Annotated in this window: 25 protein-coding genes; 16 read left to right on the forward strand and 9 right to left on the reverse strand. The window is 67.4% G+C overall.

Annotated elements, in window-relative coordinates; translation table 11 throughout:
* The first annotated feature begins 16 nt into the window (after window positions 1-16).
* From IBJ82_RS05355 to IBJ82_RS05400, 10 genes are read left to right on the forward strand one after another with little or no spacing between them, the layout of a single operon-like run.
* Complete coding sequence (locus IBJ82_RS05355; protein WP_194824767.1) at window positions 17-1,012, forward strand: fatty acid desaturase; 996 nt, start codon at window positions 17-19, stop codon at window positions 1,010-1,012.
* Window positions 1,003-1,800 (forward strand): isoprenylcysteine carboxylmethyltransferase family protein, encoded by a 798-nt coding sequence (locus tag IBJ82_RS05360; RefSeq protein WP_194824768.1) that lies wholly within the window; start codon window positions 1,003-1,005, stop codon window positions 1,798-1,800. The genes IBJ82_RS05355 and IBJ82_RS05360 overlap by 10 nt, the downstream gene beginning before the upstream one ends.
* Before the next feature lie 36 nt (window positions 1,801-1,836).
* The gene (mvk, locus tag IBJ82_RS05365; protein ID WP_194824769.1) at window positions 1,837-2,883 is read left to right on the forward strand and encodes a mevalonate kinase; all 1,047 of its coding nucleotides are present in this window, start codon (window positions 1,837-1,839) and stop codon (window positions 2,881-2,883) included.
* Complete coding sequence (gene mvaD / locus IBJ82_RS05370) at window positions 2,880-3,935, forward strand: diphosphomevalonate decarboxylase (protein WP_194824770.1); 1,056 nt, start codon at window positions 2,880-2,882, stop codon at window positions 3,933-3,935. Before mvk ends, mvaD begins: the two co-directional genes overlap by 4 nt.
* Complete coding sequence (locus IBJ82_RS05375; protein ID WP_194824771.1) at window positions 3,932-5,014, forward strand: phosphomevalonate kinase; 1,083 nt, start codon at window positions 3,932-3,934, stop codon at window positions 5,012-5,014. The genes mvaD and IBJ82_RS05375 overlap by 4 nt, the downstream gene beginning before the upstream one ends.
* Window positions 5,011-6,108 carry a type 2 isopentenyl-diphosphate Delta-isomerase gene (gene fni / locus IBJ82_RS05380; protein ID WP_194824772.1) on the forward strand — a complete coding sequence of 366 codons (1,098 nt, stop codon included), beginning with the start codon at window positions 5,011-5,013 and terminating at the stop codon, window positions 6,106-6,108. Before IBJ82_RS05375 ends, fni begins: the two co-directional genes overlap by 4 nt.
* Entirely contained in the window at window positions 6,101-7,159 is a 1,059-nt protein-coding gene (locus IBJ82_RS05385; protein WP_228536446.1) for a hydroxymethylglutaryl-CoA reductase, read from the forward strand. Before fni ends, IBJ82_RS05385 begins: the two co-directional genes overlap by 8 nt.
* Window positions 7,156-8,328: a hydroxymethylglutaryl-CoA synthase gene (locus tag IBJ82_RS05390; RefSeq protein WP_194824773.1), complete on the forward strand. Its 1,173-nt coding sequence runs from the start codon at window positions 7,156-7,158 to the stop codon at window positions 8,326-8,328. Before IBJ82_RS05385 ends, IBJ82_RS05390 begins: the two co-directional genes overlap by 4 nt.
* Before the next feature lie 9 nt (window positions 8,329-8,337).
* Complete coding sequence (locus IBJ82_RS05395) at window positions 8,338-9,819, forward strand: NAD(P)/FAD-dependent oxidoreductase (protein WP_194824774.1); 1,482 nt, start codon at window positions 8,338-8,340, stop codon at window positions 9,817-9,819.
* Window positions 9,816-11,288 (forward strand): NAD(P)/FAD-dependent oxidoreductase, encoded by a 1,473-nt coding sequence (locus tag IBJ82_RS05400; RefSeq protein ID WP_194824775.1) that lies wholly within the window; start codon window positions 9,816-9,818, stop codon window positions 11,286-11,288. The genes IBJ82_RS05395 and IBJ82_RS05400 overlap by 4 nt, the downstream gene beginning before the upstream one ends.
* Here the strand turns inward: IBJ82_RS05400 and IBJ82_RS05405 are convergent.
* The 6 genes from IBJ82_RS05405 to mftR form a co-directional block, all read right to left on the reverse strand.
* Window positions 11,280-13,637, reverse strand: coding sequence for a SpoIIE family protein phosphatase (locus IBJ82_RS05405; protein ID WP_194824776.1), 2,358 nt, complete (start codon window positions 13,635-13,637; stop codon window positions 11,280-11,282). The two genes, IBJ82_RS05400 and IBJ82_RS05405, sit on opposite strands and share 9 nt — an antisense overlap.
* 106 nt (window positions 13,638-13,743) lie before the next feature.
* On the reverse strand, window positions 13,744-14,337 hold the full coding sequence (locus tag IBJ82_RS05410) for a SpoIIE family protein phosphatase (protein WP_165610319.1): 594 nt from the start codon (window positions 14,335-14,337) through the stop codon (window positions 13,744-13,746).
* Between the two features lie 19 nt (window positions 14,338-14,356).
* Entirely contained in the window at window positions 14,357-14,770 is a 414-nt protein-coding gene (locus tag IBJ82_RS05415) for an ATP-binding protein (protein WP_056809992.1), read from the reverse strand.
* Window positions 14,760-15,140, reverse strand: a complete 381-nt coding sequence (locus IBJ82_RS05420; RefSeq protein WP_056809990.1) for an STAS domain-containing protein — start codon at window positions 15,138-15,140, stop codon at window positions 14,760-14,762. Before IBJ82_RS05420 ends, IBJ82_RS05415 begins: the two co-directional genes overlap by 11 nt.
* A gap of 10 nt (window positions 15,141-15,150) precedes the next feature.
* On the reverse strand, window positions 15,151-16,056 hold the full coding sequence (locus IBJ82_RS05425) for an STAS domain-containing protein (protein WP_056809988.1): 906 nt from the start codon (window positions 16,054-16,056) through the stop codon (window positions 15,151-15,153).
* Between the two features lie 110 nt (window positions 16,057-16,166).
* Window positions 16,167-16,793 carry a mycofactocin system transcriptional regulator gene (mftR, locus tag IBJ82_RS05430; RefSeq protein ID WP_228536447.1) on the reverse strand — a complete coding sequence of 209 codons (627 nt, stop codon included), beginning with the start codon at window positions 16,791-16,793 and terminating at the stop codon, window positions 16,167-16,169.
* An 81-nt stretch (window positions 16,794-16,874) separates the two neighbouring features.
* Between mftR and mftE the strand changes: the two genes are divergently transcribed.
* Window positions 16,875-17,576, forward strand: a complete 702-nt coding sequence (mftE, locus tag IBJ82_RS05435) for a mycofactocin biosynthesis peptidyl-dipeptidase MftE (protein WP_194824777.1) — start codon at window positions 16,875-16,877, stop codon at window positions 17,574-17,576.
* Entirely contained in the window at window positions 17,573-18,817 is a 1,245-nt protein-coding gene (gene mftD / locus IBJ82_RS05440) for a pre-mycofactocin synthase MftD (protein ID WP_228536448.1), read from the forward strand. Before mftE ends, mftD begins: the two co-directional genes overlap by 4 nt.
* Before the next feature lie 99 nt (window positions 18,818-18,916).
* On the opposite strand, the gene IBJ82_RS05445 is transcribed toward mftD, so the two are convergent.
* Window positions 18,917-19,111 carry a hypothetical protein gene (locus IBJ82_RS05445; RefSeq protein ID WP_194824778.1) on the reverse strand — a complete coding sequence of 65 codons (195 nt, stop codon included), beginning with the start codon at window positions 19,109-19,111 and terminating at the stop codon, window positions 18,917-18,919.
* On the opposite strand from IBJ82_RS05445, the gene IBJ82_RS05450 reads away from it, so the two are divergent.
* On the forward strand, window positions 19,104-19,373 hold the full coding sequence (locus tag IBJ82_RS05450) for a hypothetical protein (protein ID WP_194824779.1): 270 nt from the start codon (window positions 19,104-19,106) through the stop codon (window positions 19,371-19,373). The genes IBJ82_RS05445 and IBJ82_RS05450 overlap by 8 nt on opposite strands.
* Here the strand turns inward: IBJ82_RS05450 and IBJ82_RS05455 are convergent.
* The gene (locus IBJ82_RS05455; protein ID WP_194824780.1) at window positions 19,370-19,879 is read right to left on the reverse strand and encodes a MarR family winged helix-turn-helix transcriptional regulator; all 510 of its coding nucleotides are present in this window, start codon (window positions 19,877-19,879) and stop codon (window positions 19,370-19,372) included. The genes IBJ82_RS05450 and IBJ82_RS05455 overlap by 4 nt on opposite strands.
* A 257-nt stretch (window positions 19,880-20,136) precedes the next feature.
* On the opposite strand from IBJ82_RS05455, the gene IBJ82_RS05460 reads away from it, so the two are divergent.
* The 3 genes from IBJ82_RS05460 (at window position 20,137) to IBJ82_RS05470 (ending at window position 23,852) form a co-directional block, all read left to right on the forward strand.
* Entirely contained in the window at window positions 20,137-21,813 is a 1,677-nt protein-coding gene (locus IBJ82_RS05460; RefSeq protein WP_194824781.1) for a fumarate hydratase, read from the forward strand.
* Window positions 21,814-22,016: 203 nt separating this feature from the next.
* The gene (locus IBJ82_RS05465) at window positions 22,017-23,333 is read left to right on the forward strand and encodes an AarF/ABC1/UbiB kinase family protein (protein ID WP_194825193.1); all 1,317 of its coding nucleotides are present in this window, start codon (window positions 22,017-22,019) and stop codon (window positions 23,331-23,333) included.
* 9 nt (window positions 23,334-23,342) lie between these two features.
* Window positions 23,343-23,852, forward strand: a complete 510-nt coding sequence (locus tag IBJ82_RS05470; protein ID WP_228536449.1) for a M15 family metallopeptidase — start codon at window positions 23,343-23,345, stop codon at window positions 23,850-23,852.
* A gap of 11 nt (window positions 23,853-23,863) precedes the next feature.
* Here the strand turns inward: IBJ82_RS05470 and IBJ82_RS05475 are convergent, their stop codons facing one another.
* Window positions 23,864-25,003, reverse strand: coding sequence for an epoxide hydrolase family protein (locus tag IBJ82_RS05475; RefSeq protein WP_194824782.1), 1,140 nt, complete (start codon window positions 25,001-25,003; stop codon window positions 23,864-23,866).
* Between the last annotated feature and the right edge of the window lie 74 nt (window positions 25,004-25,077).

Here is a 25,077-nt window from a genome sequence, read left to right on the forward strand (position 1 = left end):
GCGAAGGAGCTCTCCTATGAGCACCGGAACGCCCGTCGCGCCCACAGAGAAACCGCCGTTCAGCCGGCGCGTGTTCAAACTCGAGCACGCATCCAACGTCGGCCCGCTGCTCCACGTCGCGTTGTGGATGGGCATGACCTCGGCCGCGCTGTTCGTGCCAGGCACCTCGGCCTGGTACCTCGCGGTGCCACTGATCATCGTGCTCTCGCTGCTGAACCTCTCGCTGACCATCGGCGTGATGCACATGCACACCCATCGTCCGCTGTTCGTGTCCAAGTTCCCCAACCGGGTGGTCGACATCCTGTGCTGCCTGCCCGGCAACCTGACCGCGGCCGAGATGCGCGAGGTGCACGTCCTCAACCATCACCGGTTCAACGACGGCCCGGGTGACGTCACCGCGACCACCGGAATGGACAAGGGCATCGGTGCCCTCTGGTACTGGGTCCGCTACGGCATGGTTGTCAAGATCCACACGGTGCGTACGGTTTTCGCCGCGGACCCGGCGCCGCGTCGCCGGAAGACGCGCCACCAGTTCATCTTCGACCTGGCCGTGTACGCGGTCGTGATCGGCTCGGTCTGGTACGTCGCCGGCTTCGAGAAGTTCGTGCTCTTCTACTGGGTGCCGTTCCTCATCACCCAGGTCAACGCGGGCTACTTCGCCTGGCTGAGCCACGCCCCCGCGCGCGGATTCACCGACGAGCCGAGCACCTCGCTGAACAACGCGGGCAACATCCTCAACTTCCTGATCTTCAACCAGGGCTACCACAGCGTGCACCACCGCTACCCCGGCATCCACTGGAGCCAGATCCCCGACAAGCTCGACTACATGCGCGACGTGAACCCCGGCGTCATCGTGCCGTATTGGATGGTGGCGCAGTCGGGTTGGCGTCTGGTCGTGCCCGGCGGCTTCCTCAACGAGGGTTACGGCAACAAGTGGAAGGCGCGTCTGGAGACGCGTTTGGAGGCGGGCACCGTTCGTTCGCGTTTCCTGCCGTGGTTCGCATGGATCTGATGACACCGCAGCAGGTTCGGGGCGTGGTGAGAACCCCCTCGCGGCTCGTCCCGTTCCTGTTCTCCTTCGCCGTCTACGGTTTCGCCGGGATCACGGTGCCGCTGATGCTGCTGTTCGCGGGCGGCTGGTGGTTGCCGAAGACGGTGGACAAGGGACCGCACCTGTCCGCGGTCCCGGCGATCGCGATCGACCTCGTGCTGCTCGCGCTGTTCGCGCTGCAGCACTCGGGAATGGCTCGGCCCTCGTTCAAGGCATTCATCACCCGCTGGGTGCCCGAGGCGCTCGAGCGGACCGTCTACATCATCGGCGTGTGTCTGGTGATGTGGGTGATCATGCTGGCGTGGCAGCCGGTGCCGCAGGTGCTGTGGTCGGCCGACGGTGCGGTCGGGGTGGCACTCGACACCGGGTTCTGGATCGGTTTCGTCTTGGTCTACGCGGCTACCCTGTTGCTGAACCACTTTCACCTGCTCGGCATCAGTCAGGCCTACCGCCAGTACGTCATCCAGGTACCGGACGCGACGGTCGACCGCCTGCAGGTGAACGGCGTCTACAAACTGGTTCGTCATCCGCTGATGACCGGTTTGCTGGTGTCGTTCTGGTTCGCCAGTGAGTTCACCGTCGGGCATCTGGTGTGGGCTCTCGGGCTGACCGGCTACATCCTGCTCGGAACCTACCTGGAGGAGCGCGATCTCATTGCTCGGTTCGGTGCGTCCTATCGCGCCTACGCCGCGCAGGTGCCCGCGTTCTTCCCGTCCGTGCGCGCCATTTTCGGCCGATCGTCTCGGTAACCGGCACGGCCGGGCCGAGTCTGGAGAGGAATCGTCGTGAACAGTCCCGTTCGAGAACGTGCTGAACACAGCTCCACAGCGACCGGCCCGGTCCGTGGCGTGGGTCGGGCCCACGCCAAGGCGATCCTGCTGGGTGAGCACACCGTGGTACACGGGACGCCCGCCATCGCGTTCCCGCTGCCGACCCTGTCGGTGCGGGCCGTCGCGCGTCCCGGCACGCCGGGTGCGGTCATCGAGGTTCCCGAAGGACATTTCGGGTTCGTCGCAGGCAACCCGAACGCCGCGGAGAACTCGCTGTCCGGTCCGCGCGTCGCGGTCGAGGAGGCGTTGCGGCGCTGGGGCCTGACCGGTCACATCGCCGATGTGGTGATGGAGTGCGATATTCCGCTCGCTCGTGGGCTCGGATCCAGTGCGGCCTGCGCGGGTGCTGCGGTGCGCGCGGTTGCCGATCTGCACGGCCGGACCGTCGATCCCGTCACACTTTACGAACTCGTGCAGTGTGGTGAACAGGTCGCACACGGCAGGGCCAGCGGTATCGACGCGAGCGCGGTGCTGGCCGACGGCCCGATCCGGTTCCACGAAGGAACCGCCACCGCGCTCGACATCGGTCTCGACGCCGCCCTGGTGATCGCCGATACCGGGGTGCCCGGGTCCACTCAACACGCGGTCGCGGGGGTGCGCCGCACGTTCGAGCGCGATCCGCGGTCCGCGCGCCGGCTACTGGCGAGGGCGGGCGAGCTGATCGGCGGTGCCGCGGTAGACCTCTCGGCCGGGCACGCCACCTCGCTGGGGCGAGCGATGCTCGACTTCCAGGACCTGCTCGCCGAACTCGGTGTGAGCACCCCGCACATCGACACCCTGGTCGCCGCGGCGCTCGACGCGGGCGCGTACGGCGCCAAACTCACCGGCGCCGGCCTCGGCGGCTGTGTCCTCGCGCTCACCGAGACCGGCGACGCGCGCACCGTCAGCGCCGCGTTGCGGCGCGCCGGCGCGGTACAGACCTGGACGGTCCCCACCCGCAGCCTGCGTTCCGGCGCGCAGTCCCTATCCGCCTCGACATCGGAACACGGTGCCAAACAATGACTTTCACTCCCGCATCACCCGCGGCCACCGAACGTGGCGCCGTGGCCGGGTCGTCCGCCGAGGCGGTCGCGTATCCGAATATCGCCCTGGTGAAGTACTGGGGTAAGCGGGACGAAGAGCTTTTCCTGCCCGTCACGGGCAGCCTGTCGATGACCCTCGACATCTTCCCGACCACCACCTCGGTGCGGCTGATCGACGGACCGGCCGATGTCGTCGAGTTCAACGGTGTCACGGCGACCGGTGCCGCCCGCGCCCGCATCGAAACATTCCTGGATCTGGTGCGTGCCAAGGCGGGTCGCGACGACCGTGCGATGGTGGTGACCGCCAACGCCGGGCCGACCGGCGCCGGTCTGGCCTCCTCGGCGAGCGGGTTCGCGGCACTGGCCACCGCCGCTGCGGCCGCCTATGCGCTCGACGACGATGCACGCGCCCTGTCGCGACTGGCCCGTCGCGGCTCCGGTTCCGCCTCGCGCTCGATCTTCGGTGGATTCGTCGTCTGGCATGCCGGCGAGGGGGAAGGCGAAGCGGGGGACCTGAGTTCGTACGCGGAGCCCATCGGCGGCGACGAGCTGGACCCGGCCCTGGTGGTCGCCGTGGTGAACCAGAGCGCGAAGGCTGTCTCGAGCCGTGTCGCGATGCGGCAGACCACCGCCACGTCACCGTTCTATCGCCCGTGGGCGGAATCGTCGGTGCTCGATCTGGCGGAGATGCGTAAAGCTGTTGCGCGGCAGGACCTTCCCGCGATCGGGGAGATCGCCGAGCGCAATGCCCTCGGCATGCACGCCACCATGCTCACCGCCCGCCCCGGAATCCGGTACCTGTCACCGCATTCGATCGCCATCCTCGACGCGGTACTCGCGCTGCGTGCCGACGGGATCATGGCGTACGCCACGATCGATGCGGGCCCGAACGTCAAAGTGCTGTGCACCCGTGCCGACGCGCCGCAGGTCGACGCCGTATTGGACGGCCTCGGGGACTTCGTCACCACCCGGACCGCGCACATCGGCCCCGGCGCGTCCCTGACGGTGCCCGGTGCGGGTGGTGATCGATGATCAGTTGTCGCGCTCCCGGCAAGCTCTTCATCGCCGGTGAATACGCCGTGGTCGAGCCGGGACACCTCGCGGTGCTCACGGCGGTCGATCGCTACGCCACCGCCACGGTGACCGGAGTGGATTCCGACCAGGACATCACCCTGTATTCGGATCTGGACGGCGGCATCGCACTGTCCTGCCGTCGTCACGGTGACGAATTGGTACCAACTCCCGATTCTGTTGTGCCAGAGGCGTTTTCCTACGTTTTCGCGGCAGTTTCGGTAGTTCACCGGCTGCTCGTGGAGCGGGCGATCCCCGTATCGTCGTTCCATCTGAGCGTCACCGCCGACCTCGGCGACGCCGACGGTCGCAAGTTCGGCTTGGGTTCCAGCGCGGCCGTCACGGTGGCCACTGTCGCCGCCCTCGGGCAACACTTCGCCCTCGGCCTCGATCCGATGGATCGCTACCGGCTGGCCATGCTCGCCACCATCGCGGTCAACCCCCGCGCCTCGGGCGGCGACGTCGCCGTGAGCACCTGGGGCGGCTGGCTCGCCTACCGGTCCCCGGACCGTGCGCAGGTGGCGGCATCGGTGGCCCGCGACGGCGTCGAGGCCACCCTGCGCGCACCGTGGCCAGGCCTGTCGGTTCGACCGCTGCCCACCCCCACCGAGCTCACCTTGCAGGTCGGCTGGACCGGAAACCCGGCCTCCACGCCTGCCCTGGTCGCCGGACTCGACGGTGACCGCACCACCTTCCGGGCGCACAGCAACGAGTGCGTCGAGCGACTCGTCGCCGCCATCGAGGCCGACGACTCCCAGACCGTGCGCCTCGAAATCGACAGCGCGCGAGCACTGCTCGTCGACCTCGACGCGATGTCGGGCCTCGGCATCATGACGCCTCGTCTGCACGCGTTGTGCGACGCGGGCGCCGCGGTCGGCGCTGCCGCGAAACCCTCGGGTGCCGGTGGTGGGGACTGTGGAATCGCGCTCATCGAGCGCACCCGTCCCGCCGCGATCGCCGAACTCACCGGCCGTTGGATCACCGCCGGAATCCGCCCGCTGCCCCTGCGAACCCACCCAGTCGAAGGGGACCATCGATGATCGCCGATCGCAAGGACGACCACGTCCGCCACGCGGTGAACCACCAACGCCAGGCCACCGGTAGCAGTGACTTCGACTCCGTCACTTTCGTTCACCACGCCCTCGCGGGCATCGACGCCGACGAGGTCTCCCTCGCGGTAGACATCGCTGGAAAGCAGTGGGCCACCCCACTGTTCGTCAACGCGATGACCGGTGGCAGTACCAAAACCGGCGAGATCAACCGCCAACTCGCCATCGCCGCCCGCGAGACCGGTATCCCGATCGCCTCCGGATCGATGAGCGCCTACTTCCGTGATCCGTCGGTCGCGGGCACCTATCGCGTGCTGCGGCAGGAGAATCCGCACGGATTCGTGATGGCCAATGTGAATGCGAACGCGACCGTCGACCAGGTGCGCAGCGCCGTCGACCTCCTCGAAGCCGACGCGCTACAGATCCACCTCAATGCCGTGCAGGAAGTGGTCATGCCAGAGGGCGACCGCTCGTTCGGGTCGTGGCCGCGTCGGATCGAGGAAATCGTCGCCGCTACCGCCGTGCCGGTCTTCGTCAAAGAAGTCGGGTTCGGACTGAGCAGGCAGACCGTCACCTGGTTGCGCGACGCGGGCGTGTCCGTGGCCGACGTCGGCGGGCGCGGCGGTACCAATTTCGCTCGCATCGAGAACGATCGGCGGGTAGGCGGCGACTTCGGGTTCATCGAGAGCTGGGGCCAGTCCACCCCGAACTGCCTGCTCGACTGCGCCGATCTCCCCGGCATCGATATCGCCGCGTCCGGCGGCATCCGCTCGCCACTGGACATCGCGCGCGCACTCGCGTTGGGCGCCAACGCGACCGGTGTCGCGGGTGCGTTCCTGGAAACCCTGGTGAGCCACGACACCGCCGCCCTGGTCGACAAGATCGGGACCTGGCTCGACCAACTGCGCACCATCCTCACCGTGCTCGGAGCCCGCACGCCGGCGGATCTGGTCGGCGCCGACCTGCTCGTCACCGGCGAGGTCGCGAGCTTCTGCCAACTTCGCGGTATCGACGCCGCAGTACTCGCCCACCGGAGCCCCTGGTGGCGTGAATCCGAACATCGAGAAGGAGTCACCCATGAATGACATGTCGTACGCGGCGGTGCCGATGCAGTGGGTGGGACCTGTGCGCATTACCGGAAATGTCGTCGACGATGTCGTCGACGTTCCTCTCGCCACCTACGAGACCCCGCTGTGGCCTTCGGTCGGGCGCGGCGCGCGGATCAGCACCCTGGCGGAGAAGGGCATCGTCGCGACGCTGATCGACGAGCGGATGACGCGCTCGATCCTGTTGGAAGCCGACGACGCGTACACCGCCTACACCACGGTCCAGCAATTAGAAGGCCGCATGGCCGAACTCCAGGAGGTGGTCTCGGGCAGTAGTCGTTTCGCCCGGCTCATCGACCTGCACCATCAGATCACCGGCAACCTGCTGTTCCTGCGCTTCGAATTCACCACCGGTGACGCGTCGGGCCACAACATGGCGACTTTGGCCAGCGATCACCTGATGGATCACATCCTGTCGACCATGCCCGGTGTTCGCTACGGCTCGATCTCGGGCAACTACTGCACCGACAAGAAGGCCACCGCGGTCAACGGCATCCTGGGTCGCGGTAAGAACGTGATCACCGAACTGATCGTCCCGCGCGAGGTGGTCGAGCAGCGGCTGCACACCACCGCGGCGCAGGTGGTGCAGCTCAATATCCGCAAGAACCTGATCGGCACCCTGCTGGCGGGCGGAATCCGTTCCGCCAACGCGCATTACGCCAACATGCTGCTCGCGTTCTATCTGGCCACCGGTCAGGACGCCGCCAATATCGTCGAAGGATCCCAGGGCATCACCCATGCCGAGGATCGCGACGGCGACCTCTACTTCTCGTGCACCCTGCCCAACCTGATCGTGGGCACGGTCGGCAACGGCAAGCACGCGAGTTTCGTCGACGAGAACCTGGAACGCCTCGGTTGCCGCGAAGACCGGCAGCCCGGCGAGAACGCCCGACGCCTCGCGGTGATCGGAGCGGCCACCGTGCTGTGCGGGGAGCTGTCGCTGATGGCGGCACAGACCAATCGCGGTGAATTGATGCGTGCCCATACCCAATTCGAGCGGTCCACCACGAGCAACGGAATCCCACGATGACAACTACGCCGGTCGGTATCCACGACCTTTCGTTCGCCACCACCCATTACGCTCTCGATCACGCCGTCCTCGCCGAGCGACTCGGCGTGGATCGCGACAAGTTCTACCTCGGCATCGGCCAGGAGAAGATGAGCGTCGCCGCCGCCGACGAGGACATCGTCACCATCGCCGCGGCCGCCGCCAAGCCGATCCTGGAACGGCACGGCACCGACAACATCCGCACCGTGCTGCTGGCCACCGAGACCGGTGTCGATCAGTCCAAAGCCGCTGCGCTGTATCTGCATTCGCTGATCGGGCTGCCCAACGCCGCCCGTGTCGTCGAGCTCAAGCAGGCCTGCTACGGCGGCACCGCCGGGCTGCAGTTCGCGGCGGGCCTGATCGCCCGCGACCCGTCGCAGCGGGTGCTGGTGATCGCCGCCGATATCGCGAAGTACGAACTCGACACCCCGGGGGAGCCGACCCAGGGCGCCGCCGCCGTCGCGATGCTGGTCACCGCGGACCCGGCGATCCTGGCACTCGATCCGGTCTCGGGCCTCTACAGCGCCGACATCATGGACTTCTGGCGCCCGAACTACCGCTCCGAAGCCATCGTGGACGGCAAGACCTCGGTCAACGCCTACCAGAAGGCCGCCCAGGAAGCGTGGAGCGATTACCGCCGCCAGGGTGGGCGCGAACTCGGTGAGTTCGCTGCGTTCTGCTATCACCAGCCCTTCACCAAGATGGCCTACAAGGCACACCGCCACCTGCTTGAGAGCCAGGGCCACACCGCCGATGCCGACGCCATCGAGGCCGCCCTCGGTGCCACGACCACCTACAACCGCACGGTCGGCAACAGCTACACCGCCTCGCTCTATCTCGGCCTGGCCTCGCTGCTCGACCATTCGGCGGACCTCACCGACAAGGCGCTGGCGATGATCAGCTACGGGTCGGGTAGCGTCGCCGAATTCTTCAGTGGCACTGTGCAGTCCGGCTACCGTGAGCATCTGCGGACCGAGGCGAATCTGGCGGCGATCAGCTCGCGTGAGCTGCTCGGTTACGAGCGCTACCGGGAACTGCACGAGGCCACTTCGCCCAGCGACGGCGCCTACCACGCCATGGTCGAGGAAACTCGCCGCCCGTTCCGGTTGGCCGCCGTCTCCGGCCACAAACGCATCTACGAATCCCGCTGAGGTCACCGCATGAGCAGTAACAACACTCGCCACGTCCGAGTCATGATCGTGGGCAGCGGCCTGTCCGGCCTCGGTGCCGCCATCCGGCTGAGCCAGCGTGGCATGTCCGACTTCGTGGTCATCGAACGTGGCCCCGATGTCGGGGGAACCTGGCGCGACAACACCTATCCCGGTGCGGGCTGCGATGTGCCCTCGCACCTGTACTCGTATTCGTTCGCGCTCAATCCCGACTGGTCCCGCACGTTCTCGCCGCAGCCGGAGATCGAGCAGTACCTGCGCACCGTGTCCGAGCGCTACGGCGTTCGCGACAAGCACCTCTTCGACTGCGCGATGACCGCCACCCGCTGGAACGACGCCGACGGCCGGTGGGAGATCGAGACCAGCAAGGGCGCCTTCACCGCCGATTTCGTCGTCTCGGCGGCAGGCGTGCTCGCCGAGCCGAATCTGCCTGATATCAAAGGCATTTCGAGTTTCGAAGGTGAGCTCTTCCACTCCGCGCGCTGGAACCACGATGCCACGCTGACCGGCAAGAAGGTCGCCGTCATCGGCACCGGATCCTCGGCGGTGCAGATCGTTCCGTCGATCGCGCCCGACGTGGAGCACCTCGACGTCTACCAGCGCACCGCCACCTGGGTGATGCCACAGGTGTCGCGACCGTACCTGGCGTTGGAACGTTTCGCCTTCAAGCGCATCCCCGGTCTGCAACGCCTGATGCGCGCGCTGATCTACCTGCAGCGTGAGTTCTACGTGGTCACCCAGGTGAAGTACCCATGGACCGGCATCGTGCTGGAAACCGTCGGCCGGGTCAAGATGCGCTTGGAGATCCGGGATCCGGAGCTGCGGCGAAAGATGGTGCCCGAGCACCGTATCGGCTGCAAGCGCATGCTCGTGTCGAACAAGTTCTACGGTGCGCTCGATCGCGACAATGTCGATGTCGTCACCGACGGCATCGCCGAGGTGCGCCCCGGTTCGATCGTGTCCGAGGACGGCACGGAACGGGAGGTCGATGCCATCGTGCTGGCCACCGGGTTCCACGTCGCCGATTCACCGACCTTCAACCTGTACACCGGGCGCGACGGCCGGACGTTGTCCGAGGCCGCCGACGACGAGGGCTTCCAGATGTACAAGGGCACCACCGTCGCCAATTTCCCGAACATGTTCTTCATGCTCGGCGCCAATTCCGGGTTGAACTACACATCGCTGATCTACATCATCGAATCCCAGATCAACTACCTCGTCGACGCGATCGAGACGATGGAGCAGCAGAACCTGCGCTCGTTCGAGGTGAAGGTGGACGCCCAGGTCGCATACAACCGGCAGCTGCAGCCGAAGCTGGCCCGCGCCGTGTGGGCCGACGGCGGATGCACCAGTTGGTTCCTCGACAAGCACGGCAACAACTCGGCGCTGTGGCCGGACTTCAGCTTCAAATACCGGCGGCTGGTCCGGAAATTCGATATCGAGGCCTACGAGACCAGGCCGAATACGCCGTGACCGCCCCGCCCCACACCCGCGTCGCAATCATCGGCGCGGGTTTCGCCGGGCTGGGTGTGGCGATTCGATTGCGCCAGCAGGGTATCGACGACTTCGTCGTCTTCGAGCGCGCCGACGACCTCGGTGGTACCTGGCGGGACAACACCTATCCGGGAGCGGGCTGCGATGTGCCCTCGCAGCTGTATTCGTATTCGTTCGCCCGCAATCCGCACTGGACGCATTCTTTCTCGACACAGCCACAGATTCAGCGGTATGTGCACGATGTGGTCGACCGGCACGGCGTGCGTGAGGCGATCGTCTTCGACTGCGAGGTAACCTGCGCGCGCTGGAACGACGACATCGCGCGCTGGGAGATCCAGACCGGTCGGGGTGCCTACACCGCCGACATCCTGGTATCGGCCGGCGGTCCGCTGAGCGCGCCACGACTGCCGGACATCAAGGGCATCAATACCTTTCGTGGCCCGGTCTTCCATTCCGCCCGCTGGGATCACGAGTTCGATCGCGCGGGCAAGCGGGTCGCCGTCATCGGCACCGGCGCTTCCGCGATCCAGATCGTGCCGTCCATCGCGGGCGAGGTCGGCCGACTCGACCTGTACCAGCGCAGTGCGCCGTGGGTGCTTCCGCGAATGGGCCGCAGGTACTCCTGGCTGGAGCGCCGCTATTACCGGCATGTGCCCGGTGCGCAGTGGCTGGCCCGCGCGGGCGTGTATTGGGCGCGCGAGACCATGGTGTTGTGGCAGTCCAAGTACCCACCGCTGGCCGACTTCTTCTCGTTCGGTGCGCGAGTGAGGCTGTGGTGGGCGATCCGTGATCGTGAGCTGCGCCGCAAGGTGACGCCCGACCATCGCCTCGGGTGCAAACGCATGCTGATCTCGAACGTCTATTACCCGGCGTTGGCCCGCGACAATGTCGAGGTCGTGATCGACGGCATCGCCGAGATCCGGGAACGGTCGATCGTCGCCGATGACGGCACCGAGCGCGAGGTGGACGCCATCGTGTTGGCGACGGGCTTCCGGATCGATGATTCGCCCACCTTCGATCTGATCAGCGGTCGCGACGGGCGCACGCTGGCGGAGGTGTTCGGTGCCGGGGGTCTGTGCGGATACAAGGGAACGACCGTCGCCGACTTCCCGAATCTGTTCCTGATGATCGGCCCGAACTCCGTCCTGAGCTACACCTCGGCGATCTTCACCATCGAATCCCAGATCACCTACCTCATCGATGCGATCACCACCATGGACGCGCGTGGCCTGCGCTCAGTCGAGGTCCGCGAGCACGCGCAGACCACCTACAACCGCGACCTGCAGAAGAAGTTCGACGGCACTGTCTGGACCGCGGGCGACTGCACCAGCTGGTTCGTCGACGAGAACAGCCACAACGCCACCCTGTGGCCGGACTTCAGCTTCCGGTTCCGCCGGATGCTGAAGACCTTCGACGTCGAGGCCTACGAGACCACCCGGTCAGAATGAGTTCTGCCGCGAGCTGACCGTCGGCGGACGCGAGGACGCGCGCAGCGGGTTCGCGGTGGGGAAGGTGATCGAGGGCAGGGTCACCCACATGCGAACCCGGGTGCCGTTCTCGTCGTGGTCGAAGGAGAGGTCCTCGGTGAGCACCCGCATCATCTCGACACCGCGACCGCGATAGCCGGGATCGGTCGGCGTGGGGATCCAGGCGCCGTTGTCGATGATGTCCAGGACCACCCGGTCGCCGTCGCAGCGTGCCGTGAGGTTCACGCGGCCCGGTTCGGAGTCGCGGTAGGCGTGTTCGACGCTGTTGCTGCAGGCCTCGTTCGCCGCGGCGACGAGGTCGGCGGCCAGGTCGTGCGGGACCGCGGCGGTGGCGAACCAGCGGTAGAGGCCACGGCGCACGCCGGCCAATTCGGTTGCGGCAGCTGGAAAGTCGAGGCTCAGCGGCTCCGGGGGCTGCCGGTAGACGACCATCGCGACGTCGTCGTCGTAGCCCGCGGGCGGGCACAGCCGTGACAGCACCGCGTCGGCGACATCGCGGGGGAGTGCGGCACCGGTTTCGCTCAGCACATCGGCGATCTTGACGAAGCCCTCGGCGATGTCGTACCCGCGTTGCTCGACGAGCCCATCGGTGAACAACACCAGGGTGGCGCCCGGCGGCAGCGCCGTGGTGGCCTCCGGCCTGCGCGGGGTATCGAAGGTGGCAAGGGGAACCGCGCGCCCACCCTCGAGGATTCGGCCGGGACCGCCGGGCGGTGCGAGGACCGGCGGCATGTGGCCCGCGTTCGAGTACCGCACCATCCCGCGCTCGGGATCGAGCACGGCCGCGCAGACGGTCGTACACATGGCGCCCGGAATCCGCGAGGCCACGGCGTCGAGTTCGGCGAGCAACTGCGCCGGTCCGGCCCCACGCAGCAGCAAAGCCCTTGCCGCGGTACGCAATTGGCCCATCACCACGGCGGCGGACAGACCACGGCCGACACAGTCGCCGACAACGACGCCGATCGTGCCGTCGCGCAAAGGCACCACGTCGTACCAGTCGCCACCGATCTCCAGCGGCGGCAAGGCGGGCTCATAGTGCACCGAGAACCTGGGCGGCAGTTCGATCGGCCCGAGCATCGCCCGCTGCAGGGTGAGCGAGGTGGCGCGGGCCTGGTCGAAGTTGCGGGCGCGCTGGAGCGCGACGCTGAGGTGACCGACGAGCAGTGAGTACAGGGCCCAGTCGGCGGCGCTGACCGCGCGTGGCGCACCGAAGCGCACCCACAGCGCCGCGTCACCGGTCTCGCCGAGCGGTGCGACAACCGCGTCGACCCCGCCCTCGTCGCCGGTGATGGCCGAGAGCCCACGGGCGGACTGCCTGCGTGAGCGGTCGAGCAGGGCCTGGGTGTCGTCGTCGAGCACGACGGGGCCGTCGGCGCGCGGGCCGCTCTGTCGCATCGGCGCCGCGGTGAATTGTGGTGTGATACCGATGGTTTCGGGGGAGGGCTCCGCTTCTTTGCTCGACGGTGTCACGCCGCAGGAGTAGACATCGGGGCGTCCGGTCCGGCTCGGCCAGATCGCGACCAGCGCGGTCTCGGCGCCCATGGTCCGGCGCAGTTCGTCGAGTCCGACCGCGAGGACCTCCACCATGCTCGTCGCCGCGCCGACGGCGGTGGCCAGGCGGGAGGCGGCCTGGTCGCGGGCCTGCGCGTCGTGTTCGGCGGTGACATCGCGCACGGTGCCGACGAAGATCCGTTCGTCGTTCTCCTGCTTCACCAGCGAGCTGGCACTCACCGCCAGCCAGCGTTCGCGGCCGTCGCGATGACGCACCGGCATCACGAATCGTGAAGCCTCCGTGCCGATCTGGGGATATCCGGCGCGATCGGTCAGTGCCCACGGATGGGGCAGCCGGAACGGGACCTCGGTGGCGCCGTATCCGGTGAGCACCCCGAACGCGGAGTTCACCTCGACGATGGTGCCGTCGTCGTCGGCGACGAAGAACCCGTCCTGCAACGATTCGACCAGCGCTGTGCGAAAAGCGTCGCGGCCTTCGAGATCCTCGGCGCGGGAACGCTGCTGCTCGTAGCGGCGGGTGCCGTCGAGGTAGCCGCGGGTGGCGATGTCGAGCGCCGCCATGGTCTGCAGCAGGAATTCCAGCGCTACCTCGGCGCGGCGCGGATCGGCCTGCGTTTCGGTGTCTCGGGCAACAGCGCGGAAATGATGCTCGGTGAGATCGAGCAGGCTGATGTCTTCGACGAGGGCCCGTCTGCCGAGGTCGTAACCCTCCGAGAGGCCGGCCTGGCCTGGCGCGGCGACGTGGCGGCGCATCGCCGCCGAATAGTCGTCGAGAAATGCGACCAGGACCGCGCTCATCGGCAACCTCTCATCGGCCGGGTCCGGGGGAACAGGCCGCGGTGTCGTGGCCTCGGGAAAGAGGTCCACGGAGCTGGGGCGCACGCATTGGTGCGATGTCGGGGCCTCACGGGCACGGCCCACGAAAACGTGCCGCGAGCACCAGTGCGTCGTCGGTGTCCTTCGCATCGCGCGCGAGCAGATCGCCCGCGATGGCAGTGGCGGTTTTGGCCAGGTCGAGCGATTCCGGGCCGACCGCGACGATCCCGTCGGTCGCCATCAGCAGCAGATCGCCGGGGCGGATCGGCAGGGTCTGCGGCTGTAGGTGCGAGGGCAACCGGTACCCGACGATCCCGCCGGTGAGCAGCATCGTCGCCCGGAGCTCCGGACCGGCCGGGCCGAGGGTGAGCAATCGCGAATCGACATTGCCCACGCCGAGCCATTGCAGCGTCTCGCCCGGCTCGATCAGCGCCAATGACACTGCGGCGCCACGGGTTTCGACCATCGCGCGATGGCAGAGCACCATCAGCACGTCCAGCGGTTCGCCGCAGTTCTCGGTGAGGATGGCCATCGCACGATCGGCGGCCTCGGCCGCGGGCGCACCGTGACCGAGCCCGTCGAGCACGGCGAACAGCACGCCGGCGCCGGTGTCGAGCACGAGCGCGCGGTCACCGGAGACGTCCTGGCCGGGCAGTGCCCGGCCGGCCGTCGACCACTCCATGCGCCCGATGATCCCGTCCTCATGCAACGTCGGGTACCCACTTCCACATCTCGATCAACGTCCCGCGGCCCGGGGCGGAATCGATGGTGAGGCGGTCCATCAGTCTGCGCGCGCCGGGCAGTCCGAGTCCGAGTCCGCGGCCGGTGGAATAGCCGTCTTCCAGCGCGCGGGGAATGTCACGGATGCCGGGGCCCTGGTCCTCGGCTTGGATGACGAGCGCGCGGCGACCCTCGCGCAAGTCGATGAGCAACCTGATCTCGCCGCTGCCCGCGTAACTGGTGATGTTGCGGGCGATTTCGGAGATGGCGGTGGAGATCATCGTGCGGTCGGTGAGGGTGAAACCGAGGTCACCGGCCAACTCGCTCCCGGCCTGCCGGGCGGTGACGATGTCCTCGGACACCTTGACCGCGATCGCCACCTGCTCAGCGGCCACTGTCGCGACCGTCTCGTCGCCGCGGGTGCCGATTCAGCCAGGAGAGGCCTTCCTCGAGATCCAGCGCGGTGTGCATGTCTTCGAATGTAAGGCCCAGTTGCACCATGGCGAAGGCCACCTCGGGCTGCAGCCCGACGATGACGGTTTCCGCGCCGCGCAACTGAGTCATGTGCGCGATGGTGCGCAACGAGCGCGCGGCGAAGGAATCCATCACGTCGATGGCGGTGACGTCGACGATGATGCCGGTCGCGCGGTAGCGACTGACCTGCTTCATCAGGTCGTCCTGTAACCGCTCGGTGTCGGCATCGGTCAACGCCGACTGTACGGACGCGATCAGGTACGTGCCCTGTTTGAGAATAGGTACCGGCATGGTGGCTTGGTCAGCGCCCGTCCCGCTCGCTCAAGCGTTCGGTGACTCGGGAGACCTCGTACCCGAGTAGACGCTCGGCCTCTTCGATACCGCCCTGCAGGTCGCCGACGGCATTCATCTTGGACAGATCGAGGCCGATGGTCACCAGGGTCAGTGCGATCTCCGAGGACAGGCCGGTGATGATCACGCTGGCGCCCATCAGGCCGGACGCGTCGACGGTCTGCACGAGGTGGTTGGCCACCACGGAGTCGATCGCGGGCACACCGGTGATGTCGATGACGACCACCTTGGCGCGATTGGCGCGGATGGCGCGCAGCAGCTGTTCGGTGAGCTGGCGGGCGCGCTGGGAGTCGAGCACACCGATGATCGGCAGGATGAGCAGCTGCTCACGCACCTGCAGCACCGGGGTGGACAGCTCGCGGATGGCCTCTTGCTGGCGGCTGATGACGCGCTCGCGCTCCTGCACGAACGACACGGCCACGGTGTTGGCGATGCGGTTGGCGGCCGGTTCGTAGGCGTCGAGCACGCGGTTGAGCAACTCGAAGTTGGACTGGTACTTCTCGAAGAGGCTGCGCGCCAACACATCGCGCAGCAGCAGCACGATGCCGATGACCTCGTCGGTCTCGACGCCTCGCGGAATGATGCGCTCGGACAGGTCGCGGGCATAGGCCTGCAGTGCCTCGACGCTACCGGTGACGAGCACCTCGACGTAGTTGTCGTACATCGACGTCGCCTCGGAGAAGATCTCCTCCGGGGTCATCGCGGTCAGCAGTTCGGCCTCGGTGATACGCCGTGCCCACTCTTCCCGCAGCCCGGTGCGGTTCTGCCGCAGGTGCTCGACCAACTGCGGGAGCAGGTTGTCGAGCGGTTGCGCCGGCAGCGAATCCGCCGAAAGACTCGTGGACACCTCGGACATGGAAACCCCTGCCCCTTTCGACTACGGACGTTTGCGGTGCGCACAGTGCGCGTTGAACCTGAGCCTACTCATACCCCCTCCGTGGTGCTGCCCAAACGTGGCGCGCCCGGCTATTCCGGGGCGAACCCGCGTTCCAGTGCGCGGAGCGCCTGATTCAGATACACGGTGAGATCGGTATCACCGCGCTCGAGCCACGCGTCGAACGCGGCACGCGCGGCTGCCAGGGTGGTGCGCCCGATGGCGAGGGGAATCAGGTCACCCGCGCCCGCGCCGAGGCGGCTCGCGGCGAACTCGCCGACGGCGTGCTCCCACGCGTCGTAGTGCGCCCCCGCGCCCGCCGAGAGGGCGGGGACCCCGGAGACCAGCCGCATCCTGGTGCGCAATTCGGGGATGTCCTCGGCGCGATATCTGTTGGCCGCCACCACGATTCGGCGTACCGCCGCCATCATCGGCTCGTCGTCCGGGACGGCGGCGAACGCGGCGCGAAGGTCGTCGACCTCGTTGTCGAACTGGTGCCACAGCACCTCGGCCTTGGTGGGGAAGTAGCGGAAGAAGGTTCGCTCGCTCACCCCGGCCTCGGCGGCGATGCGTTCGACGGTGACGTCGTCGAACCCGTGTTCGGCGAACAGCTTCATCGCGATCACCTCCAGCTCGCGACGGGTGGTGCGCGGCGGACGCCCGCGGTGCCCCGACGGCTTCGGAATCGACATCGGGGCGCGCGGCGGCGGGGCGGACATGGATACAGGATAGGGACTCGGCGGGCTTTCGACCTGCACGAGCTATTGATTATGTCAGTGACTGACGTTAATGTTGGCGCCATGTTCGTGGCGCACCTCACATCGCCCGAGGCAGGTGTGCGCGCCGCCGCGGGAGTGATCCTGGTCATTCCCCTCGGTGCGACCGAGCAGCACGGCCCGCATCTGCCTCTGTCGACCGACAGCGATATCGCGTCGGCGGTGTGCCGCCGGGCCGCGGCCGAGCGTTGCGACGTGCTCATCGCGCCCGCCGTGTCCTACGGGGCAAGCGGCGAGCACGCGGGGTTCGCGGGCACCCTGTCGATCGGACAGGCGGCGCTGGAACTGCTCGTCGTCGAACTGTGTCGCTCCGCGACGGACACGTTCTCACGCATCGTGCTGGTCAACGGACACGGCGGCAATGTGGAAACGCTGCGCCGAGCCGTCGCCTTGCTGCGGTCGGAGTCACGCGACGTGCGGGTGTTCTCGCCCGGCTACGGCGGCGACCCGCACGCCGGGCGCACCGAAACCTCGATCCAGCTCGCGCTGAGTCCCGAGTTGGTGCGCACCGAACTGGCCGAGCCGGGGGACTGCCGCCCGCTGGCCGAACTGCTGCCGCTGCTGCGCGCGGGCGGAGTGCGGGCAGCCAGTCCCAATGGAATCCTCGGCGACCCCACCGGATCGAGTGCCGACGAAGGCGCCGACCTACTGCGGGTCGCCACGACCGCATTGCTGGAAGACCTGCGCCGATGGTGGCCGCAGGACCATGAGGAAGGACCCCGATGAATCCCTGGTTCGAGACCGTTGCCGAGGCGCAACGGCGCGCCCGCAAGCGCCTGCCGAAGTCGGTGTACGGCGCGCTGATCGCGGGTTCGGAACGCGGACAGACCATCGAAGACAATCAGACCGCGTTCACCGAACTCGGTTTCGCCCCGCACTGCGCGGGCCCGATCGGCGAACGTGACCAATCGACCATCGTGCTGGGCCAGCAGGTCTCCATGCCGGTGCTGATCTCGCCGACCGGTGTGCAGGCGGTGCACCCCGACGGTGAGGTCGCGGTCGCGCGCGCCGCGGCGGCACGCGGAATCGCCATGGGGCTCAGCTCTTTCGCGAGCAAGCCCGTCGAGGAGGTCATCGCGGCCAACCCGTCGACCCTGTTCCAGCTGTACTGGTGTGGCAACAGAGACCAGATCCTCGAGCGGATGGCCAGGGCGAAGAAGGCGGGCGCGGTGGGCCTGATCCTCACCCTGGACTGGTCGTTCTCACACGGCCGCGACTGGGGCAGCCCGGTGATCCCGGAATCGCTGAACCTGCGCACGATGATGAAATTCGCGCCGCAGACCCTCGCGCGCCCGCGCTGGCTCGCGACCTACCTGCGCTCGGGCAGCATCCCCGACCTCACCGCACCCAATATGGCGGTCGGCGGCGGCGCGGCACCCGGGTTCTTCGGCGCCTACGGCGAATGGATGCAGACACCGGCGCCCGACTGGGACGATGTCGCCTGGATCTGCGCGCAATGGGACGGCCCGGTGCTGCTCAAGGGCGTGATGCGGGTGGACGACGCCCTGCGCGCCGTCGACGCGGGCGTCGCGGGCATCTCGGTGTCCAACCACGGCGGCAACAACCTCGACGGCACCCCCGCCGCCATCCGCGCGCTCCCGGTGCTCGCCGACGCGGTGGGCGACCAGATCGAGGTGCTCCTCGACGGCGGCATCCGGCGCGGCAGCGATGTCGTGAAGGCGGTGGCGCTCGGTGCGCGTGCGGTGCTGATCGGGCGCGCGTACCTCTGGGGCCTGGCAGCCAACGGTCAGGCCGGTGTCGAGAACGTTCTCGACGTCCTGCGCGGCGGCATCGATTCCGCGCTGCTGGGTCTGCGCAAGACCTCGATCACCGACCTGACGCGCGACGACATCGTGATCCCGGCCGGTTTCGAACGCGCGTTGGGGGTGGGTTCGGGGCAAAACCATTCCGGCAACGGGGATTTCACGACCGACGTAACAGTCGTCAACGGCGCCGCGTCTCGTTAGTATCGGCGGTTGGGCAGTACCGCCGGAGGGGGATTTCGTGAGTGTGGTTTCGGATATCGAGGGTTCGCGTCGTCGAATCATGATGTCGCGCAGCGTGTCCTACACGCTGCCCGCCGTGGTGGCGGTGGCACTGGTCTCGGCCGGATGTGGCACCGCCACCCCGAAACCGGCACCGCGCGCGGCGTCGGCCACGCTCACGACCACCTCGAAGCCCCCGACTACGACGACGTCGCGGACGACCATGACGACCGCGGCCGCCGCCAAACCGGCGTCCGTCGGTGTCTGTGTGGACACGACCACCAACGTGCGGGTCGCCGACGATCAGTGCGACACCGCGAGCGCCAGGTACTCGCGCTTCTGGTACCAGCACACCGATACCTTCGTGTACCCGGCGATCGGCGTCGCCGTCGCGCTGGCGGCGGGCAGTTTCCTGCGCCCGAGCACCGGCGAGGTCTTCGATCGCGGCGCACCGACCAAGGGCGGCACCGTCGCGCGCGGTGGTCTGGGCAAGGCCCGTCCCGATTCCTCCGGCGGCGGCGGCAGCGCCGGGTCCTAGTCCTCGCCGGGTGGGGTGGTTTGCAGTCGACCGACCGGATCGTCGGCCTTCGCGCCGCGGTGATGGTCGACGAGCACGTCGTAGATCTCCGCGAGGGTGGCGAGCTGGTCGCGATCCAACACGTCGATCATATGTTTGCGCACGCTGCGCACATGCGCGGGCGCGGCCGTGGTGAGCAGTTGCCCGCCGGTCGTGGTCAGCTTGGCCACGGTGCGGCGCTGGTCGTGCGGCATCGTCTCGCGTGAGACCAGCCCGCGTTTCTGCATGCGGGTGATCTGGTGCGAGAGCCTGCTCTGCGACCATTCGAGCGCGCAGGCCAGATCGGCGAAGGTGAGCCGCTGCCCCGGTGCGTCGGCTAGGTAGACCATGACGGAATACTCGACATAACTCAGGTTGGCTGCCCTGCCTGCGTCACGTCCGATCGCCGCGGCGATCAGGTCGCGGGTCCGGACATAGCCCAGCCAGGCACGCATTTCGACATCATCGAGCCACTGTGGATCGGTCACGATCGAGCTCCAGATTCTGAAGGTGCAGGCTTCGGATTGAACGGTGCACTCCCGCCACCGCCCGGGAGAATGGGTAGCACCGTTTGGGTTGAACGTGCAACCTCGATATTAGTTAGGGTCAGTCAGGAACCTCACATAGGGTTGCCTAACCGCCGTGCGGGTGTGGGTGGTCGTTAGGCTGCGGATTGCTTTGTGACCAGCCCTGCCTGGTGCTCCGCAGTGTTGCGGTGCCCGCCCTGCCCGAAGGAGTGCGATCCGTGACCGCGCCGGAGTTCCGCTATTCCGATCTGCTTCCGATCGGCGCCGACGAGACGCCCTACCGCCTGCTCACCAGCGAGGGGGTCAGCACCTTCGAGCACAACGGGCGCACCTTCTTGCAGGTCGAGCCCGAGGCGTTGCGGCTGCTGACCGAGACGGCGATCCACGACATCAGCCACTACCTGCGCCCCGCGCACCTGCGCCAGCTGCGCAAGATCATCGACGACCCCGAGTCCTCGGGCAACGACCGCTTCGTCGCGCTCGACCTGCTCAAGAACCTCAACATCTCCGCCGGTGGCGTGCTGCCGATGTGCCAGGACACCGGCACCGCGATCGTGATGGGCAAGAAGAGCGAGGGCGTGCTCACCGGTGTCGACGACGCCGAGTGGCTCAGCCGCGGCATCTTCGACGCCTACACCAAGCTGAACCTGCGCTACTCCCAGCTCGCCCCGATCACCATGTGGGACGAGAAGAACACCGGCACCAACCTGCCCGCCCAGATCGAGCTGTATTCGACCGAGGGCGACGCCGACAACCCGGTGTACAAGTTCCTGTTCATGGCCAAGGGTGGGGGTTCGGCGAACAAGTCGTTCTTGTACCAGGAGACCAAGGCCGTCCTGAACCCCGAGCGCATGCTCGAGTTCCTCGACGAGAAGATCCGCTCGCTGGGCACCGCGGCCTGCCCGCCGTACCACCTCGCGGTGGTCATCGGTGGCACCAGCGCCGAATTCGCTTTGAAGACAGCGAAATACGCCTCGGCGCACTACCTGGACAACCTGCCCACCGAGGGCTCCATCACCGGTCACGCCTTCCGGGACGTCGAGCTCGAAGAAGAGGTCTTCCAGCTCACCCGCGAGTTCGGCATCGGCGCGCAGTTCGGCGGCAAGTACTTCTGCCACGACGTGCGCGTGGTCCGCCTGCCCCGCCACGGCGCGTCCTGCCCCGTCGCGATCGCTGTCTCCTGCTCGGCCGATCGCCAGGCGCTGGCCAAGATCACCAAGGACGGCATCTTCCTGGAGCAGCTGGAAACCGAACCGGCCCAGTATCTTCCGGAGCAGACCTCCGACATCCTCGGTGGCGACGTCGTGAAGATCGATCTCAATCGCCCGATGGACGAGATCCGCGCCGAGTTGTCGAAATACCCGGTGAAGACCCGTCTTTCGCTGACCGGTCCGTTGGTCGTGGCCCGCGACATTGCCCACGCCAAGATCAAGGAACGCCTCGACGCGGGCGAACCCATGCCGCAGTACCTGCGCGACATGGCCGTCTACTACGCGGGCCCCGCCAAGACCCCCGAGGGCTATGCCTCGGGATCCTTCGGTCCCACCACCGCCGGTCGGATGGACTCCTACGTCGACCAGTTCCAGGCGGCGGGCGGCTCCATGGTCATGCTCGCCAAGGGCAACCGTTCCGCCCAGGTCACCAAGGCGTGCCACGAACACGGCGGCTTCTACCTCGGTTCCATCGGTGGCCCCGCCGCCCGCCTCGCCCTCGACTGCATCAAGAACGTCGAGGTCCTGGAATACGCCGAACTCGGCATGGAAGCCGTCTGGAAGATCGACGTCGAAGACTTCCCCGCCTTCATCGTCGTCGACGACAAGGGCAACGACTTCTTCGCCGAGACCTCCAAGCCCATCGCCCTGCGCGTGCGCACCCGTTCCAAGGAACGCGTGTAGTCATCCGGCTCCGATAACCCCGGTATCCGCTTCGGCGGGTGCCGGGGTTTCGTCTGTTTCACGGGCCCGGCGGCGCCTGTCACCCCGGTGTAATGTGACGCCCGACATACGGCGGACAGGGGTGCGGATTGGCGAGCGGTTCAGTGCCGAGGGGGCGGGCGACGCGCAGCGCGAAGTTGGGGCAGTTCGCTGCCGGTCAGGCCATGCGGGAAGTCGGGCGGCGGCTGTCGATGATAGGCCGCACCGACGAGGCGCGGGAGGTACTGGCCGAGCGGTCGGCGATGATGAAGGCGCAGCAGATCGTCGCGGTGCTGGGGAGCATGAAGGGCTCGGCGATGAAACTCGGGCAGATGGGGTCGGTGCTCGATCTCGACTTCGTGCCCGAAGCCCATCGAGAGCAGTTCCGCGCCCAGCTCGCGTCCCTGCAGGACCGGGCGCCCGCGATGCCGTTCTCGACGATGCGGCAGGTGATCGAGGACGATCTCGGTCCGTTGTCGCGGACCTTCGCCGAGTTCGGTGAGACGTCGATCGCGGCGGCGTCGATCGGCCAGGTGCACCGGGCACGACTGCACGACGGGCGCGTCGTCGCGGTCAAGGTGAAGTATCCCGGGGTGGAACGCGCCGTCCACGCCGATATCAGCAATCTCGAGTTCCTGGGCAAGATGGCGAGAACAGCGCTGCCGAGCTTGGCCGATACGGGTGTGCTGGAGGAGGTCGCCAGCAATCTGCGCAGCGAACTCGACTACGAGCGTGAGGCTCGAACCCAGCATCGGGTCGCGCAACGCTATCGCGGCCATCCCTTCATCACCGTGCCCGACAGCATCGAAGAATTCTGTACGCACAATGTGCTGGTCACCGAATTCGTCGAGGGGCATCCCTTTTCGCATATCCAGACCCTGCCCGCGGCCGAACGTGACCGGCTCGGTGAGCTGATCTATCGCTTCTATATCGCCGGCCTGTTCGCCGACAACGAGTTCTGTGGCGATCCGCATCCGGGCAATGTGCTGCTGGCCGCTGACGGCAAACTCGCCTTCGTCGACTTCGGTCTCTACAAGGAGATGGACCCCGACCACGTCGAATTCGAGCGTGACGTCCTGCGGGCCGCCGCGGAAGGCCGGGGCGAGGATCTGTTCGCGGCGTGGGTGGGCCGCGGGATCATCGACCCCGATTCCGCGGTTACCGCCGAGGAGAGTCTGGCCTACGTCTGGGCCGCCACCGGCTGGCACCTGCTCGACGAGGCCGTCACGATCACCCCGGAATTGGCCACCGGCGCACTGCTTCTCGCGATCGATCCGCGCTCCTCGGACTTCCAGGGCATGCACAAACAGCTGTTGCCCCCCGAGCACGTGTTCTCCCGCCGCGCCGACCTGTTCACCTTCGCCACCCTCGGCCAGCTGCGCGCCACCGCCAACTGGCATCAGCTCGCCCGCGAGTGGCTCTACGGCGAACCCCCGCAGACCGAAACCGGCCGGGTGATCGAGCAGTGGCGCCTCGGTCTCGGCGACCGGTCGGGTCGATAGAATCCGTCTATGAAAACTGTGCTCGGCCGCGCGGCCGACCGGATCCTGGTGACGATGACGGCCGCCGCCGCGGTGACCGCCGTCGGCATCGGCGCCGTCGGCGCCCAGCCCGAGCCGCGCGAACAGTTCCAATCGGCAGCGGGCGCCGAAGGCCTCGACCCGCCGCTCGCCGCCGCCTACACCCTCGCCGAGCAGCAGGCCCATGCCGAGGATGTGCCACTGTCGATCACCTCCGGCCATCGCACCTACGAGCAGCAGCAATGGCTCTGGCAGGACGGCCTCGCCACCTACGGCAGCCCCGAAGAGGCACGTCGCTGGGTGCTGCCGCCGGAGGAATCCACCCATGTCTCCGGCCGTGCCGTCGATGTCGGCCCGCAGGTGGGGGCGCAGTGGCTCGAGATCAACGGCTACCGGTGGGGGCTGTGCCGCACCTTCGACAACGAGTGGTGGCATTTCGAGTTGGTCACCGCGCCCGGCACACCGTGTCCGCCTCGGGTGCCGGACGCGAGTCATCGCTAGAGCTGAACAGTTCAGCGCAGCTCGGCGAAGAATGTCCGGATGTCGGCGACGTGTGCGACAGGTTCCTCCATCGCGACGAAATGGTTGCCCGGATTTCCCGACGGCCAGTGGGTGATCTTGTTGCCGTGGTCGGCGAATTTGCGCATGAGCGGTGAACCGCCACCGTAGACGCCGGTGGGCACCAGGTTCTGGTCGGTGGGCCAACCGAAACCGCCGCCGTCGCGCAGTCCGTCGTACATCGGCCAGGACGAGGTGCCGGTGGTCTGGGTGAACCAGTACAGGGCGATATTGGTCAGCAGATGGTCGCGCTCGATCACGTCTTCGGCGCGGTCGGCCATGTAGGCGAACTCCTGGAACTTCTGCATCATCCATGCCAGCAGTGCGACCGGCGAATCGTTCCAGCCGAGGGCGAAGGTTTGCGGCGCCGCCCGCAACAGGGCGTGGTGGTCGACGCCGCCGGTCATCCACTGCTGCATTTCCGCCCACTGCGCGCGATCCTCGGCCGACATCGCGGGCACGTCGGCCTCGGTCGGCATGCCGATCCCGCCGTCGAGATGCACGCCGATCACGTATTCCGGGGCGGCGAGCGCCATCTCCGGCGCGATGTAGGCGCCGAGGTCACCGCCCTGCGTGCCGTAGCGGTCATAGCCGAGGCGGTCCATCAGAGTGGCCCACATCGCGGCGACCCGTGCGGTGGTCATTCCGGGTTCGCGCGGCGCCGCCGAGAAGGCGAAGCCGGGGACGGACGGGATCACCACGTCGAAGGCGAGTGCGGGATCGAGGCCGTGGGCGCGCGGATCGGTGAGCGGGCCGATAGTGCGGGTGAACTCCACGAACGAGTTGGGCCAGCCGTGGGTCAGCAGCAGCGGCACCGCGTCGGGCTCGGGGGAGCGAACATGCACGAAATGGACGCCGAGGCCGTCGATCTCGGTGATGAACTGGGGAAACGTGTTCAGCGCGGCTTCTTTTGCCCGCCAATCGAATTCGTTCACCCAGTACCGGGCGAGCTCACGCAGGTACTCGGTGGGGATGCCGCGCTCCCAGCCCTCGCCCGGCAGCGGAGCCGCCCAGCGCGCCCTGGTCAGCCGGTCGTGCAGGTCGTCGAGGTCGGCCTGGGGGATGTCGATGCGGAACGGGCGAATGGTGCTCATCGGAACTCCTCGTTGTCGGTGTGATTTCGACGCTACAAATCATCTAGGACAGGATCGGTCCTAGATATCCGGCA

The sequence above is a fragment of the Nocardia sp. XZ_19_231 genome, assembly GCF_015355705.1.
GTDB lineage: Bacteria > Actinomycetota > Actinomycetes > Mycobacteriales > Mycobacteriaceae > Nocardia > Nocardia salmonicida.

Coding starts and splice junctions, on each gene's coding strand:
- IBJ82_RS05355 (WP_194824767.1), top strand. CDS start 17: ATGAGCACCGGAACGCCCGTCGCGCCCACAGAGAAACCGCCGTTCAGC.
- IBJ82_RS05360 (WP_194824768.1), top strand. CDS start 1,003: ATGGATCTGATGACACCGCAGCAGGTTCGGGGCGTGGTGAGAACCCCC.
- mvaD (WP_194824770.1), top strand. CDS start 2,880: ATGACTTTCACTCCCGCATCACCCGCGGCCACCGAACGTGGCGCCGTG.
- IBJ82_RS05375 (WP_194824771.1), top strand. CDS start 3,932: ATGATCAGTTGTCGCGCTCCCGGCAAGCTCTTCATCGCCGGTGAATAC.
- fni (WP_194824772.1), top strand. CDS start 5,011: ATGATCGCCGATCGCAAGGACGACCACGTCCGCCACGCGGTGAACCAC.
- IBJ82_RS05385 (WP_228536446.1), top strand. CDS start 6,101: ATGAATGACATGTCGTACGCGGCGGTGCCGATGCAGTGGGTGGGACCT.
- IBJ82_RS05390 (WP_194824773.1), top strand. CDS start 7,156: ATGACAACTACGCCGGTCGGTATCCACGACCTTTCGTTCGCCACCACC.
- IBJ82_RS05395 (WP_194824774.1), top strand. CDS start 8,338: ATGAGCAGTAACAACACTCGCCACGTCCGAGTCATGATCGTGGGCAGC.
- IBJ82_RS05405 (WP_194824776.1), bottom strand. CDS start 13,637: ATGAGCGCGGTCCTGGTCGCATTTCTCGACGACTATTCGGCGGCGATG.
- IBJ82_RS05410 (WP_165610319.1), bottom strand. CDS start 14,337: ATGGAGTGGTCGACGGCCGGCCGGGCACTGCCCGGCCAGGACGTCTCC.
- IBJ82_RS05420 (WP_056809990.1), bottom strand. CDS start 15,140: ATGCCGGTACCTATTCTCAAACAGGGCACGTACCTGATCGCGTCCGTA.
- IBJ82_RS05425 (WP_056809988.1), bottom strand. CDS start 16,056: ATGTCCGAGGTGTCCACGAGTCTTTCGGCGGATTCGCTGCCGGCGCAA.
- mftR (WP_228536447.1), bottom strand. CDS start 16,793: ATGTCCGCCCCGCCGCCGCGCGCCCCGATGTCGATTCCGAAGCCGTCG.
- mftE (WP_194824777.1), top strand. CDS start 16,875: ATGTTCGTGGCGCACCTCACATCGCCCGAGGCAGGTGTGCGCGCCGCC.
- mftD (WP_228536448.1), top strand. CDS start 17,573: ATGAATCCCTGGTTCGAGACCGTTGCCGAGGCGCAACGGCGCGCCCGC.
- IBJ82_RS05465 (WP_194825193.1), top strand. CDS start 22,017: ATGCGGGAAGTCGGGCGGCGGCTGTCGATGATAGGCCGCACCGACGAG.
- IBJ82_RS05470 (WP_228536449.1), top strand. CDS start 23,343: ATGAAAACTGTGCTCGGCCGCGCGGCCGACCGGATCCTGGTGACGATG.
- IBJ82_RS05475 (WP_194824782.1), bottom strand. CDS start 25,003: ATGAGCACCATTCGCCCGTTCCGCATCGACATCCCCCAGGCCGACCTC.